Source organism: Moraxella sp. K23 (assembly GCF_041154765.1).
Lineage (GTDB): Bacteria > Pseudomonadota > Gammaproteobacteria > Pseudomonadales > Moraxellaceae > Faucicola > Faucicola tetraodonis.
Map to the genome: position 1 here is coordinate 543,860 of NZ_AP031595.1, position 15,657 is coordinate 559,516.

A 15,657-nucleotide genomic window follows, 5' to 3' on the forward strand; every position below is an offset into this window, starting at 1 on the left:
ACACAATTTTTATACAAACCGAATTATGATTATTATCATGACAGTTAAATTGGTCAGCATTGAGCTATCATAGTGAAAATAATCAAAGAAAGTTAAATTGTACGGTTCGTGACATTTATTTTATTCAAGCATTTTCATTGTAAACTCAAAAAATGTTTTTAGGAGCTATCCATGCGTTATTCATTATTAAGTGTTGTCGTAGCATCGACCTTAGCATTAACCGCTTGTGGCAACAAGCAAGCAGACAATAAAGCAGCGGGTGCCTCAGCGACGTCAAGCACTGCGACTACAGGCGCGGCAGGTAGCGACAAAAACGCCGTATTTACCATCACAGGTGCAGGCGCCTCTTTCCCACAACCTATCTATGCTAAATGGGCAGGTGAGTTCAAAAACGCCACTGGCGGTCAAGTAAACTACCAATCAATCGGTTCATCAGGTGGTATCAAACAAATCCAAGCCAATACCGTTGACTTTGGTGCGTCGGATGCGCCTTTAAGCAAAGAAGAGTTGGATAAAAATGGTTTAATCCAGTTCCCAACCGTTATCGGGGGTGTTGTACCGGTTGTTAATATCGATGGCATTGCACCCGGTCAATTAAAACTAGACGGTGCCACCCTTGCCAATATCTACTTGGGTAAAATCACTAAATGGAATGACCCAGCGATTACTGCATTAAACGCAGGCGTCACACTACCAGATGCGCCAATCACGACGATTTTCCGTTCAGATGGTTCAGGTACAACCTTTAACTTTGCAAGCTACTTAGCGGCTGTATCACCAGAATGGAAAGCAGGTCCAGGTGTAGATAAATCCATTAAATGGCCAACCGCTGCGACAGGTGCAGGTGGTAAAGGTAACGAAGGCGTGGCAAGTAACGTCGCTCGTGCCAAAAACTCAATCGGTTATGTTGAGTACGCTTACGCAAAACAAAACAAAATGTCGCATACTCAGTTGAAAAATGCAGCAGGTAACTTTGTACAACCATCCGCTGAAAGCTTTGCCGCTGCGGGTAATGCAGATTGGAAAGGTACACCAGGCTTTAACATTGTCTTGACTAACCAAGCAGACCCAAATGCCTGGCCAATCTCTGCGGCAACCTTCATCTTAGTCCATACTAAACCAACCAACCCAGAAAACGTCAAAAATACCCTTAAATTCTTTGACTGGGCGTATTCAAGCGGTGACGAGCTAGCAAAATCACTGGACTTTGTACCATTCTCAGCAGAAAGCAAAGCTATCTTCCGTGAAGAGTGGAAAAAAGTTGTAGGGGCTGATGGTAAGCCACTATTTAGCTCAGATGCTGCCACGGCAACTGCGTCAGCGGCAAAATAATCTCATGATGATGGTTAACAGTTAACAGGGTTAAGCATGTCAAACGATACGTAGAGCAATAAACAAGTTAATGCTCTACGTTTTTTTTAAATTTATAGAATTAGTAAACTAAAACTATTTTTTGATGGCTGGGTTCTTATGTCGGATTTACACGCAAAACTCGCAAAGCAAAAACAATTAGACTGGTTGTTTGTCAACGCGACTCGTCTTTTTGCGTTTATCGTGCTGTTGTTGTTAGGTGGTATCTTAATCTCACTATTGCTTGGCGCATTGCCAAGTATGAAAGCGTTTGGCATTAACTTTTATACCAGTAAAGACTGGGATACAGGGATGGATGTATACGGTGCACTCGCACCAATCTATGGTACGCTAGTGACTTCTGTCATTGCTATTTTGATTGCGGTGCCTGTAAGTTTTGGTATTGCTATGTTTTTGACAGAGCTTTGCCCAAATTTTTTAAAACGTCCTTTGGGTATTGCCATTGAGTTATTAGCGGGTATCCCTTCAATTATCTATGGTATGTGGGGATTTTTCGTATTTGCACCTTGGTTTTCAGAACATATCCAGCCTTGGCTGATTGACCATTTGGGTGATGTGCCTTACGTGGGTCGTTTATTCCAAGGTGCGCCGATGGGTATTGGTCTGTTCACCGCAAGTTTGATTTTGGCCGTCATGATTATCCCGTTTATTGCATCGGTCATGCGTGACGTTTTCTCCATTACCCCAAAGATGCTTAAAGAATCTGCCTATGGTTTGGGTTCAACCACTTGGGAAGTGATGCGATACGTGGTGTTGCCTTATACCAAAGCTGGTGTGATGGGTGGTATCATTTTGGGATTGGGTCGCGCATTGGGTGAAACGATGGCAGTCACCTTTGTTATTGGTAACGCTTATAATGTCAGTCCAAGTTTGTTTCAGTCAGGGGTTTCAATCACTTCGGCATTGGCAAATGAATTTGCAGAGTCTGAAGGCTTGCACCAATCATCGCTACTACATTTAGGTTTCTTACTATTTATCATTACCTTTATTGTACTGGTGATTTCAAAATTGATGCTCAGTCGTATGGATAAAAATGCGGGTACGAAATAAGGACGCTGGGGAATACTATGACTACTACCAATATGAATCGTAACAATGCCATTTACAAACGCCGCCGTCTAAGCAATGCTTTAGGACTGATATTTGCCGGTTTGTCCATTGTATTTGGCTTGACCTTCTTAGGCTTAATTTTATTCAAATTGTTTTTATCAGGCTCGCATGCGTTATTGACCATGCCTATTTTTACTCAAGACACGCCATCACCAAACGAAATTGGCGGTCTTCGCAATGCGATTATCGGCTCAATCATGGTAACAGGATTAGGGCTTGTAGTCGGCACACCGATTGGTGTCATGGCAGGTATTTATCTTGCTGAATTTGCCGAAAACAGCTGGCTTGGTAAAGTCACCCGTTTTATGAATGACATTTTGCTATCCGCACCCTCGATTGTGATTGGCCTATTTATTTTTGCGTTGATGGTACAAGGTCGTAACTTCTCAGGTTGGGCAGGTGCAATGGCTTTAGCGCTATTGGTTATTCCTGTGGTGGTACGTACCACCGAAAATATGCTCCGTCTAATTCCCAATACATTGCGTGAAGCAGCTTATGCGTTAGGGACGCCAAAATGGAAACTGGTAACATCCGTTACTTTACGTGCTGCCAAAACTGGGGTATTAACAGGTATCTTACTGGCATTTGCGCGTATCTCGGGTGAGACTGCACCCTTACTATTTACCGCGCTTAATAACCAATTCTTTAGTACCGATATGGGTCAACCCATTGCCAACTTACCAAACGTGATTTATCAATACGCCAGCCAACCATACCCTATTTCAAACCAATTGGCTTGGGCAGGTGCGTTACTCATCACCTTGGCGGTATTAACATTGAATATTTTGGCACGTGCGCTCAGTGGTAAAGAGCAATCATCACATTGATGATCAATAGAAGATTAAAGCTATTTGCTAGTATCAAACAAATTTTATTAAGGTATTCATCATGACCGCAAAAATGCAAATTCGTAATTTAGATTTTTATTACGGTAAATTTTTAGCCCTTAAAAATATCAACATCGATATCGCTGACAAGAAAGTTACTGCGTTTATCGGACCGTCAGGCTGTGGTAAATCAACGTTACTGCGTACCTTTAACCGCATGTATGACCTCTACCCAGGCATGAGTGCCACGGGCGAAATCAACCTAGATGGACAAAACATCTTGGATAAATCCGTGGACGTCAACTTGCTGCGCGCTCGCGTGGGTATGGTATTCCAAAAACCAACGCCATTTCCGATGTCAATCTATGACAACGTGGCATTCGGTGTGCGTCTTTACGAAAGCTTAAGCCGCGCTGAACTAGACGAGCGCGTTGAATGGGCGCTCAAAAAATCGGCACTATGGACTGAAGTTAAAGATAAACTTAAAGCATCAGGCCTGTCATTGTCCGGTGGTCAGCAGCAGCGTCTGTGTATCGCCCGCGGTGTGGCAACCCGTCCTGAAGTATTGCTACTAGACGAACCCACCTCGGCCCTTGACCCTATCTCAACAGGCTCAATTGAAGATTTGATTTCAGACTTAAAAAATGATTACACCATCGCCATCGTCACCCACAACATGCAGCAAGCGGCACGGGTGTCTGACTATACCGCGTTTATGTACTTAGGCGAAATGATGGAAATGGGGGATACCGATAAAATGTTCACCAACCCAGACCGTAAAGAAACTGAAGAATACATCACGGGTAAATTCGGCTAGGCTATTTTGTTATTAGGCGATCTGCGCGTCATAGCCAATCACAATACCTCGCTACCTCGCTGCTGCGGGGTATTTTTTTGCCTAAACTTCTAAGCACAATCAAAGTAAAATAAATATTGATAACGATTCTCATTTACACTATAATTCGCAAATTGTCATTATTTTTTTTATTATTTATTCGTGTTTACTTTTAAGGATGTTTTATGTTGAGCCGTACTTTTACCTTATCAATATTACCTCTAGCGATATCTGCATTACTATTGACGGCTTGCCAAAAAACCGAACAAAAAACCGACGTAGCACCTGCTGCAAGTGCAACGACTAACGCTTCTGCAGTCACAGCGTCAGCGCAGAGCTCAGTTGATATGAGTAAAGAAACGGCGGAATACAAAGCTTGGGTACAAACCCAAATTGATAGCTTGCTTACCGATACCCAAAAATTTGTCGCACTGCTCGAAGCGGGTAAATTAGAAGAGGCGAAGGCGTTATATCCAAAAGCGCGCATGTATTTTGAGCGATCAGAGCCGATTGCTGAAAGTTTTGGCGACCTTGACCCGCGTATCGATAACCGTGAAGCCGACCTTGAGCCCAATGAAGTATGGACAGGCTTCCATGCGATTGAAAAAATCTTGTGGACACAAAATACCACCAAAGGCACCGAACAACTGGGTAAACAACTGATTGCAGATGTCAAAGAATTGCACGCCAAAATTCCAACGGCAGAGGTGACAGGCGATTTGATGGTGCAAGGTTCAGTAGATTTGCTCAATGAAGTATCAACAAGCAAAATCACCGGCGAAGAAGAAATTTTCTCGCACACAGACTTGTATGATTTTAAAGCCAATATTGAAGGCGCCGAGAAAATATTTTCCATTTTAAAACCAAAAATCCAAGCCAAAAACCCAGCGTTAGTCACGGAGCTTGAGCAAAAATTTGACGCAGTCAACCAACTACTTGCCAAACACCAAGTCGGGCAACAAGACTATAAATCCTATAAAGAGTTAACCCCTGCAGATACCAAAGCGCTAGCCGAAGCGGTGAATAGACTTGGCGAATCCTTAGCGCAGATGGGCATTGTATTGCAATAAGTGAAAGGTGAAGCAAAAAGTTGCTTCACTTGACGGTTTTAGGGTGGCATAAAAAGGTAAGTAGCAGGTTAGGGGCAGTATGAAACATAGTAAATTAGATAAGCAATCGCAAGAAACAGGGGTGGGATTAAAAATGTCAAATCGTCGCAGTTTTTTACGCCAATTTGGTGCGCTCAGTGTCGCAGGCGCAGGTTTAGCCGTGTCAGCCTGTCAGCAAAAACCAAGTGAAAACTTACCTAACTTGCAAGCTTTGGATGGTAATCAGTCCAAAGATAGCGATAAAAACGAAAATCCTAAACATGCCGGTAGTGATGCCAATACTACCAAAAATTGTTTTGCGGATGTCAAATATGATTTTTATGGCGAACACCAAGCAGGCATTACCACGCCGTCACAGCGTAATATTTATTTTTTGGTGATGGATTTACATACCGATAAGCTCGACGATGTCAAACAGATGTTCAAAGACTGGACAACCTATGCGGCCAATTTGACGCAAGGTAAAAACATCAAAGCCTACGAAAAAAACCCGTTTGTGCCCCCGACCGACACAGGCGAAGCAGACAGCATGGGCGCGTACGGATTGACGTTGACCTTTGGTATTAGCCCAAGTTTTCTAAAAAAAATGGGACTTGCCCATAAGCAGCCCAAAGAATTCCAAGACTTGCCCAAATTCCCGCGTGATCAATTACGAGAAAACTTGACGGGGGGCGATATCTGTATTCAAGCCTGCGCCGAAGATGCCCAAGTGGCGTTCCACGCGGTACGGCAGCTGGTTCGCCAAGCGCGTTCTAATATTACTATGCGTTGGAGTCAGTCAGGTTTTGTTGGGTTTGATACTGGCAACCATACGCCCCGTAATTTATTCGGCTTTAAAGACGGCACTGCCAACCAAAGCACTATCAAAGCTGCGGACAAAAACTTATGGGCGGACGCGCCTGATTGGATGAAAGGCGGCACTTATTTAGTCACCCGCGTCATTCAGATGCATCTTGAAACTTGGGATCGCACCTCACTTAAAGGTCAAGAAGACACCTTTGGTCGACATCGTGACAGCGGTGCGGCGATTGGACAAAAAGGCGAATTTGACACCTTTGATGTGCACGCCAAAGACGCGCAGGGTAAAGCAGTGATACCTGAAATTTCCCATATGGGACTGGCAAAACGCACAGGCGTGGAGATGCTACGCCGTTCGTATTCTTACAGTAGCGGCATTAACCCAGCCACTGGACAGTTTGATTCAGGGCTGCTGTTTATTTCATTCCAAAAATCGCCCGAGCAATTTATCATCATCCAAAATGCCCTAGGTCGTCTTGATAAAATGAATGAATACACCACCCACATTGGCAGTGGGCTATTTGCTTGCTTCGGTGGTATCCCGCAAGGTGGCTATATTGGACAAGCATTATTTGAAGCTTAAGGTTAAAATGCAACAAGCATCAGTTAAAAATAGACGGTTCAAAAAACACGCTTAAAAGTAGACGGTTAAATAGACGGTTAAATAGACGGTTAAACAGACGGTTAAAAAGTTACTCATGATAAACATCACCCAAAAAACCTTGCTAAGTTTTGGTCTAGCAAGTTCGCTGCTCATCACCAGTCAAGGCTTACAAGCGCAGCAACCAACGCCTGCAAGTGCGCAGATAGCGACGCAAGCCAGTCAACCAGCCAGCAAAAAGCTGAATTTAAGCCCTATTTTTATCAAGCTATCAGACGCGATGGCAGCGATTAAAGCCAATGATACGCCCAGAGCCAAGGACACCCTCGCGCAAATTCAAACAGCCTTTGATGCAATAGATGCAACGGCAAAAAATTCCACGCTTGGGCAACAGACAAGCCAAGCGATTGGGCAAGCCATCAGTAATCCCACAGAAACCAATTTATCAGCCGTGTCAAATGCGTTATATGCCTTTGAAAAAGAACAAAATCCTGTAGATTACAGTGCGAAGCGAAAAGAGTTTGCCAAAAAAATGGTACCTGCGTATGACAATCTTAATCAAGTCATACAACGGGCAGCAGCGACAGATGTCGAAACATTACGGGCGGCTTACAACCAGTTTAATGCAGTTTGGCTAGGTAATGAGCGGGTCGTACGCAATACCAGTATGGGACACTATGGCAAAATCGAAACATCCATGGCGCTGATGCGAGTGGCGATTGAAACCCAACCCATCAATATGGCGCAAATCAAAACCCAATCTGCTGCGCTAAAAGACGCCATCGACAGTTATAACAAAGGTGACGTAGCCGCTGTACAAACCACACAAACTGTCACTCTGGCGGATAGTATCCAGTTACTGCGCGATGGTTTACAGGCGTTTAAAACAAACGATGAAGCGACTGGTCAAGCCAAGTTAGGCGAGTTTATTAGTATTTGGCCAATGGTGGAAGGCGATGTCAGCACGCGTAACCCCAGTTTATATAATCGGGTGGAAAGTCAAATTCCGCTAGCGATGGCGAAGGGGCAAGACCCTAAACAGCAGCAAACACTGCAATCGATTATCAATGAATTGGCAGCAATCAATCCAACAGCCCAATATACCGCGGTTGACTCGATGCTGATTTTGCTTCGAGAAGGGTTGGAAGCCTTATTGATTGTCATCTCGCTGTTATCGGCTTTAACCGCTGCCAAACAAGTCAAAGCCAAAAAATGGGTGTATGCTGGTGTGGCTTTTGGCTTACTTGCCAGTATCGCAGGCGCGATGGCATTACAGCTACTATTCCCTGCGGTGACTTCTGCCGCAAATCGTGAGATGTTTGAAGGGGTGATAGGCATCGTTGCGGTGATTATGATGATTGGCATTGGCGCGTGGCTGCATAGCAAATCATCCGTCCAATCATGGAATGCTTATATCAAGCGTCATATGGGACAAGCCATGACGGCAGGTAGCTTTGTGTCGTTATTTGGATTGAGCTTTTTATCCGTGTTTCGAGAAGGCGCAGAGACCATATTGTTTTACGTCGGTATATTACCCAATATCAGCATGAGTAATTTTTTAACCGGGATTGGTTTGGCGCTTGTAGCACTGGCAGCAGTGGCTTGGGTGATGCTAAAAACCTCGGTTAAATTACCGATTCCACAGTTATTTAAACTATTAACTTGGGTGATTTACTTACTGGGCTTTAAGATTTTAGGCGTTAGTTTGCACGCGCTGCAATTGACAGGGTATCTACCGATGACTGCCATGAGCGGCTTGCCAGCGATTGAATGGCTAGGATTTTACCCAACACTACAGACATTTTTGGCACAAATCGGCTATATTATTATCCTTATCGGTATCAATCTTTGGATGAAAAACCATCAACGTCAGCAAACGGCTGCATTGGCATAACCTTTAATCAAAGATAATTAACGCCATAAAAAAATGGGTAAAACTTATTTACCCATTTGGTTGTAGCGTCTAGTTTATAACGCATAGTTCGCATAGCATAGTTTATATAATAGTGTAGTCTAAACTAAGCTATAGACTACACTACGCCGTTTTTTCCATACGCTCGCGCTGCGATTGACCTTGCCATAAGCCTTCTAGGTCATAAAACGTGCGTGCTTGTGGCATCATCACATGCACCACCACAGCGCCCAAATCAATCAAGGTCCAATCACTGGTGCCTTGACCTTCCACACCAATCGGATTAAATCCTGCTTGCTTCGCTTTCATCGCGACATGGTCGGCAACCGCTTTAAGGTGGCGGGTAGATGTCCCTTCGGCAATCACGATACGCTCCATGACTTCAGTCATATCAGCAACATCGAGTACGGTAATGTTTTTGGCTTTTAAATCATCCAAGGCATCTTGAACGATGTCAAGGCAGGTTGTTAACTGTTGGTGGGCAGGGTGTTGATTGACTAAACTAGCAAATTGGGTATCGGTCATAAATGCGTGGGTTCCATGGATTGGGTCATAATGATTGGGTTATAAGGGTAGCTTAAAATAGGATCATGACAATCCTAAAAAAAGTGCGCTATTTTAACAAAAATCTAACGCACAGGTTATCAAAAAATGTAAATCAATATCAGGCTAAACGTCTGGGGCATATAACTGATGCTCAACAATATACCGATAAACTTGACTCGGTAAACTTAGCCGCGCTTGCTGTCGTTGCCGAGCTTCTACGCTGTATAGCCAAGCTCTGATATCACTACTGGCGATATCAGGCACGACAAACTTATCAATATAAATATGGTTAGTGGTTTGATTTATCAAGTCTTTTGGCGAATGAATGATAAAAGGCACTAGCCGATTATCAATATTTATATTAGGGGGTTTATCCGTATTGGCCAAAGCATTTTGGTTTAAGTTTTGGTGTAAAGTGTGGCTTAAATTGTGGCTAAGGCTGCCCAAGGCAGGACGGGGTAGCACCCATAGATTGGTCAGCGAAAGCAGCTCAAAGCCGCGATACCATTTATCAAGTTGTTCAACACTGTCTTGTCCGAGGATAAAAATTAGTAGGTCATTGGGGTAACACTGTTTAAACTCACTCAAGGTATGAAAGCTATACACAGGCGGCTGACACTGTAGCTCAGTTTCATCAATCGACAAAAAAGGCACATCGTCAATCGCAAGCGAAAGCATTTGAAGGCGCTGCTGGTTGGAAGTTGGCTTGGTTTTTAAGGGCGAACCCGCCGTGGGCAGTAATTTGGCGATGATATCAACATTGGGGAAGGCGCGCATGAGCTCATGGTACACATGCGTAATCATCTGTAAATGCGCCAAATGTATCGGATCAAATGAGCCACCCAACCACACACGAATACAGCGAGGCATTGTCATAACCACACGCCCAACACAAGTTTAGGGCAAAGAAAACTAAAATCCTTCATCATCATTGACGCATCTTACGGCTAGTTTGGCGGTTTATTGGTTGGTACATGGCGCACAAAAATCACTTTGTGCGGAATTTTACCATAAAGCAATTTTTGGGGATAACAGATTGTGGGAAAATTGATTAATTGTGAAAAAAACGCTTAATTGTTAAAAGTTGCCTAGCATTATATTTAAGCCATATTTAAGCCGATTGATTCTAGCCAATATGATGGTGTGACAGACAACAAAAAGGTGAGTGTCAAACTCACCTTTTTTTAAACATGAACGCTTAAAACTCACTGCTAGCGGCTTGCACGGCTGTGACCGCAATGGTATAGACAATATCTTCAACTAAGGCGCCACGCGACAAGTCATTCACAGGCTTGTTGAGACCTTGGAGCATAGGACCGACGCTCACCACGTTGGCAGAGCGCTGCACCGCTTTATAGGTGGTATTGCCAGTGTTCAAATCTGGGAAGATAAACACATTGGCTTGACCTGCCACCAGCGAATTTGGCGCTTTTGATTTTGCCACGCTTGCGACACTGGCAGCGTCATATTGTAACGGACCATCAATGAGCAAATCAGGCGCTTTGGCTTTGGCGATTTCGGTGGCTTGACGCACTTTATCCACGTCTGCGCCTTCACCTGATGACCCTGTCGAGTAACTAATCATGGCAACTTTGGGTTCGATACCAAACGCTTTGGCAGATTGGGCGGATTGTAGGGCGATTTCAGCCAACTGTTCTGCGGTAGGGTCTGGGTTGATGGCACAGTCACCATACACCACCACTTGCTCAGGCAGTAGCATAAAGAAAATAGACGAAACCAGTGAATACTGCGGCGCTGTTTTAATTAACTGAAACGCCGGGCGGACAGTATTGGCGGTGGTATGTACGGCGCCAGATACCAGACCATCGACTTCACCCAAGTGCAGCATCATGGTACCCAGTACGACGGTATCTTTGAGCTGCTCACGGGCTTGTAGTTCATCGAGTTTGCCTTTACGGCGCTCAACCATAGGCTTGACGTACTTGTCAATCAAGCTTTCTGGGTCAAGAATCTGCAGGCCTTCAGGTAGGGTGAGCCCCAAGTTCTTGGCAACCTCTTCGACCTCACTGCGTTTGGCAAGTAAGATACAATGGGCAATACCACGATTTTGACAGATGACCGCCGCTTCAACCGTACGTGGCTCATTGCCCTCAGGCAATACGATGGTTTTTTTGGCGGCTTGGGCTTTTTTGACCAAGGTATGACGAAAAGCCGAAGGCGAGAGTTTGCGGTTGTTGTTGCCTTGACTAAAAGTGGTTTTGATCCAGTCCAAATCCAAATGCGCGGCGACAAAATCGGTGACTTCACTGGCGCGAGTGGTATCATCTGCGGGGATTTCATGGCTGATGTGGTTAAGTTTGGTAACAGTATCAAAGCTGTCAGTGTCAACCAGCATCACAGGAATCCCTGTTTTTAGAGCGGGGCGACACAGATTGATAATTTTTTGGTTCGGCACGATACCGCCTGTCAGAATAAGACCTGCTAGCGGTACACCATTCATGGTGCTAAGCGCAGTCGCCAAAATCAAATCGTCTCGGTCGCCTGCCGTCACCAGTAAGTTACCACGGGTGAAAGAATCTTCAATATTGGCAACGGTACGCGCAACCAGTAAAGTATTGAGCACACGGCGGTTTTTGGCGTCGCCTTCATTGAGCCATTTGGCATCAAGCTCACGAGCCACGTCCCAGGTACGGGGCACACTTAAGGTATTGCTAAAAGGCACTACGCCAATCAAGCGAAATTTATCGGAGTCAAAATAAGGCGAGTGGGATTTAATCGCCTGTAACTGCTCCGCTGCCAAATCAACTTTGGCTTTACCAGGCGCGACGGGTGCTTCATCATAGTGGTTGTCCACGTTTTTGACGCGCATCAAAATCGTGCCTAACGTACGCTCGCTTGCCATACCGCCAAAATCACGGGCAAAAATATCTAGCTTGTCTACCAAACTATCAGGGTTTGCAATATCACCACTACTGACCAAGATAACTTTGGCATCTAGCGCATTGACGATGGCTAAATTCACCAATTCTGCATAACTTGAATCATTGTCAGCAGCCAGACCCTCACAGACGATAACGTCATATTGCTCAGCCAATGCTTGGTGTTTGGCAACCACTTCTTCCATCAAGTCATCTAACTGACCATCCCCAATCACGCGCTCTAAGCGGCTGCGGTCAATGGAGGGTGGCGGGTTTAAGTTAAAGGCATGTTTTGCAAGCACACTTGAGCTGTCATCACTCTCATGATTGGCAGTGGTATTTTGGCTAAAAGGTTTTAAAAATCCTGCTTTTAGCCCGATATAATCGAGCGCACGGATAAAACCCAAACAAGCTGAGGTCAAGCCAATGCCGCTACTGGTAGGCACAAATAAAATAGTTTGCATGATAGTTCCTATTTGTTATTTTATTCAAACTAAAAACCCTGATGGGTCATCAGGGTGAGAGGGTTTATAAACCTAAGACTTCTTTGGTTTCTTTGGCGATTTGGTATTCTTCATCGGTCGGAATCACCCACAATTGCAGTAGGCTGTCGGCTTGGTGGAAGCTACCTTCTACGCCGCGAGAGAGTTCGGCATTTTTGTCAAGGTTCGCTTTGATGCCAAAATGCGGCAAGTTTTGTAAGATTTTTTGGCGAATTGAGGCGCTGTTTTCACCGATACCCCCGGTAAATACCAAGCCAGTAAAAATCGGTAACGCACAGCTGAGTGAAGCGATATAACGGGCTGCCTTATAACAGAAAATTTCGATGGCAAGTTTGGCATCTTCGTTGCCTTCGTTGGCGGCTTGCTCCACCGTGCGCATGTCGCTTGAGATACCTGAAATGCCCAACAACCCGCTTTGTTTATTTAAAATTGTATCAATTTGGTCAAGGCTATAGCCCAAAATACGGTGTAAGTGAATATGCAAACTTGGGTCAACATCACCACTGCGCGTACCCATGACCACACCTTCCAGCGGGGTCAGACCCATGCTGGTGTCCAAGCTTTTGCCATCATACACGGCGGTCAACGAGCAACCATTGCCCAAATGCACGGTAATCCAACCATTGGCTTGGTGATGAGGGGCTAGGCTATCAGCGCGGTGGCTAACATAGGCGTGAGAGCTACCATGAAAGCCATAGCGACGGATATAATGCTCATTGTACAAATCTTTTGGAATAGCGTAGCGGTAGGCTTTGGCGGGCATGGTTTGGTGAAAGGCGGTATCAAACACGACCACTTGCGGCAAATCTGGGTAGATTTTTTCCACCGCCTCAATACCTAAGGCATGGGCAGGGTTGTGCAGGGGCGCCAATACTTTTAGCCGTTTGACTTCCGCCAAGACATGGTCGTTGACTTTTTCGGCATGAGAAAACTCACGTCCGCCATGCACCACACGGTGACCCACGGCAACGGGTTTGTAAGCGGCTAATAAACCTAATATTTTTTGCAGCGCCCATTGGTGATTGGCGCCTGCCAAAGAGATTTCGACTTTTTCCCCATTGAGGTCGGTGTGTTTGATACGCGCTGTATCTAAGCCCAAGTTTTCCGCAAGACCGGCAACGCGCTCGCTGCTGTCATTGCTTAATAACGCGTATTTGATTGACGAAGACCCACAATTAAGTACTAAGATCGGATTTTGCATGGCTGTTCCTTTAGACAAGATCTTGTGCATTCCTTGCAACAAGCCCCTTCCTAACTGGATTAAAATTTAAGCTATCCTTGTCTTAAGTAATTTATTGTAGATTAAAAAAATTGTATTGTGGTAATTTTTTGCCAAATTTTTGTTGTCATCACTATAGCGAAAAAGCATATCACAATAACGATAGTTTCAACAAAATGAAAAAATAACAAAAATCATGGATTTAATGCTCATCTTTAGTAAGGTGATAAATAAGGTGAGATAATTGCTTATAAAACGCAAAAACAGCTACAATAACCCCATCGCAAATTTTATTTTTACACTTATTTTATTCTTAAAATTAAGGGCATTCATGCAAATTTCAAAACTATCCCCAACAATCGCCGTGCTGACGTTGATGTTGGCAACCCATGTGCTGACAGGATGTGGGCAAAAAGGGGCATTGTACCTACCCACCAACCATAGCCAACAAGTAGTCGATGCTGCCGCCAAACCCACTAGCACCACTGCCAATGCCTCTGATACCAAAGTCGATGTCAACACCCAAGATCCCAACGTCATGATCGACAATAACGCAACCCCAGCACCGCAATCAGCGCCTCACTCAGCGACCACGCCATCGGTGCCATCTGTGCCATCGGTTGGAGGTAAAAATGATTACTAATGATGCAGCCAAAAGCTTAGCAATCAACCCGACCGAACACGTCAAGTCAAGCAATTGTCTGAGTTATGACGGTAATGCCTTGATGATGGATGGCGTCAGTCTTGCAGATATCGCAAAGACCTTCGGCACACCGACCTATGTGTATAGTCAGCAGGCGATTTTGGCAGCCTATAAAGCTTATGATGATAGTTTTGCTGAGATTGAGCATCAGATTTGTTATGCGGTAAAAGCCAATAGTAACCTTGCGGTATTAAACGCACTTGCCAAAGCAGGGGCAGGGTTTGATATTGTTACAGGGGGCGAGCTTGCGCGGGTGTTGGCTGCAGGCGGCGACCCCAAAAAAATCGTATTTTCAGGACTTGGCAAAACCGCCGAAGATATCCGCACTGCCCTTGAAGTAGGGATTGCTTGCTTTAATGTCGAGTCAGAAGCTGAGCTGTACCGTATCAATGCAGTGGCAGGCAAACTACAGCAGCAAGCGCCAATTTCGCTACGCGTCAACCCCAATGTCGACGCGCAAACCCATCCGTATATCTCTACAGGGCTCAAAGAAAATAAATTCGGCATTACCCATGAAGATGCGCCCCGTATCTACCAAATTGCCCATGACCTACCGCACCTAAAAGTTGTCGGTATTGATTGCCATATTGGCTCGCAGTTAACCCAAGTTCAGCCTTTTATGGATGCATTGGATAAAGTCATTGAGATGATTCACGCACTTGCCAAGCAAGGTATTGCGCTCGAGCATATTGATTTGGGCGGTGGCTTGGGTGTGCAGTATATTGACGAAGACGTTGCAAGTATTGAAGAATTTGCGCAGTTACTCTTACCAAAACTGAAAACTTTAGGCTTAACACTGTATCTAGAGCCAGGTCGTAGTATCGTTGCCAATGCAGGTGTATTGTTGACCCGCGTGGATATTTTAAAACCTACCGAACACAAAAATTTTGCCATTGTCGATGCCGCGATGAATGATTTGATTCGTCCGGCACTTTATCAGTCAGAGATGGCGGTCATCCCCACACAGTTGAACTCACCGGTTGAACCCAAAGTATGGGATATGGTCGGGGCGATTTGTGAGACGGGCGACTTTTTGGCAAAAAACCGTGTGTTAGCGTTGGCTGACAATGATATCCTAGCCATCACAGGCGCAGGGGCGTATGGGTTTGTAATGTCGAGCAATTACAATAGCCGCCCTCGTGCTTGTGAAATCTTGGTCAAAGATGGTCACGCTCATGTGATTCGCGAGCGTGAAACGGTTGAGAGCCTTTGGCAAAAAGAAAAATTGGTAGATTAAATCTATC

General features: G+C 44.9%; 13 protein-coding genes. 9 read left to right on the forward strand and 4 right to left on the reverse strand.

Translation table 11 applies throughout. From position 1 onward, the window contains the following. Window positions 1-171: 171 nt before the first annotated feature. From pstS to ACAM37_RS02455, 7 genes are all read left to right on the forward strand, one after another. A complete protein-coding gene (pstS, locus tag ACAM37_RS02425) occupies window positions 172-1,332 on the forward strand; it encodes a phosphate ABC transporter substrate-binding protein PstS (protein ID WP_369626454.1) in 1,161 nt (386 codons plus the stop codon). Between the two features lie 138 nt (window positions 1,333-1,470). Further along, window positions 1,471-2,421 (forward strand): phosphate ABC transporter permease subunit PstC, encoded by a 951-nt coding sequence (pstC, locus tag ACAM37_RS02430; RefSeq protein ID WP_278932237.1) that lies wholly within the window; start codon window positions 1,471-1,473, stop codon window positions 2,419-2,421. Between the two features lie 17 nt (window positions 2,422-2,438). Next, window positions 2,439-3,308 carry a phosphate ABC transporter permease PstA gene (gene pstA / locus ACAM37_RS02435; RefSeq protein ID WP_201665913.1) on the forward strand — a complete coding sequence of 290 codons (870 nt, stop codon included), beginning with the start codon at window positions 2,439-2,441 and terminating at the stop codon, window positions 3,306-3,308. Between the two features lie 61 nt (window positions 3,309-3,369). After that, the gene (gene pstB, locus ACAM37_RS02440; RefSeq protein ID WP_219299031.1) at window positions 3,370-4,125 is read left to right on the forward strand and encodes a phosphate ABC transporter ATP-binding protein PstB; all 756 of its coding nucleotides are present in this window, start codon (window positions 3,370-3,372) and stop codon (window positions 4,123-4,125) included. 203 nt (window positions 4,126-4,328) lie between these two features. Further along, window positions 4,329-5,213, forward strand: coding sequence for an iron uptake system protein EfeO (gene efeO, locus ACAM37_RS02445; RefSeq protein ID WP_369626455.1), 885 nt, complete (start codon window positions 4,329-4,331; stop codon window positions 5,211-5,213). 79 nt (window positions 5,214-5,292) lie between these two features. Next, window positions 5,293-6,633 carry an iron uptake transporter deferrochelatase/peroxidase subunit gene (efeB, locus tag ACAM37_RS02450; protein ID WP_369626456.1) on the forward strand — a complete coding sequence of 447 codons (1,341 nt, stop codon included), beginning with the start codon at window positions 5,293-5,295 and terminating at the stop codon, window positions 6,631-6,633. A gap of 115 nt (window positions 6,634-6,748) precedes the next feature. Further along, window positions 6,749-8,545, forward strand: coding sequence for an FTR1 family iron permease (locus tag ACAM37_RS02455; protein WP_369626457.1), 1,797 nt, complete (start codon window positions 6,749-6,751; stop codon window positions 8,543-8,545). 141 nt (window positions 8,546-8,686) lie between these two features. Here the strand turns inward: ACAM37_RS02455 and rsfS are convergent, their stop codons facing one another. The 4 genes from rsfS to ACAM37_RS02475 form a co-directional block, all read right to left on the reverse strand. After that, complete coding sequence (gene rsfS / locus ACAM37_RS02460; RefSeq protein WP_050324756.1) at window positions 8,687-9,088, reverse strand: ribosome silencing factor; 402 nt, start codon at window positions 9,086-9,088, stop codon at window positions 8,687-8,689. Between the two features lie 144 nt (window positions 9,089-9,232). Further along, complete coding sequence (gene nadD / locus ACAM37_RS02465) at window positions 9,233-9,985, reverse strand: nicotinate (nicotinamide) nucleotide adenylyltransferase (protein WP_369626458.1); 753 nt, start codon at window positions 9,983-9,985, stop codon at window positions 9,233-9,235. A 322-nt stretch (window positions 9,986-10,307) separates the two neighbouring features. Further along, entirely contained in the window at window positions 10,308-12,452 is a 2,145-nt protein-coding gene (gene pta / locus ACAM37_RS02470; protein ID WP_369626459.1) for a phosphate acetyltransferase, read from the reverse strand. 64 nt (window positions 12,453-12,516) lie between these two features. Further along, entirely contained in the window at window positions 12,517-13,692 is a 1,176-nt protein-coding gene (locus ACAM37_RS02475; protein ID WP_369626460.1) for an acetate/propionate family kinase, read from the reverse strand. A gap of 349 nt (window positions 13,693-14,041) precedes the next feature. Between ACAM37_RS02475 and lptM the strand changes: the two genes are divergently transcribed. Beyond that, the gene (gene lptM / locus ACAM37_RS02480; RefSeq protein WP_369626461.1) at window positions 14,042-14,353 is read left to right on the forward strand and encodes an LPS translocon maturation chaperone LptM; all 312 of its coding nucleotides are present in this window, start codon (window positions 14,042-14,044) and stop codon (window positions 14,351-14,353) included. After that, window positions 14,343-15,650 (forward strand): diaminopimelate decarboxylase, encoded by a 1,308-nt coding sequence (lysA, locus tag ACAM37_RS02485; protein ID WP_472826321.1) that lies wholly within the window; start codon window positions 14,343-14,345, stop codon window positions 15,648-15,650. The genes lptM and lysA overlap by 11 nt, the downstream gene beginning before the upstream one ends. Window positions 15,651-15,657: the final 7 nt, after the last annotated feature.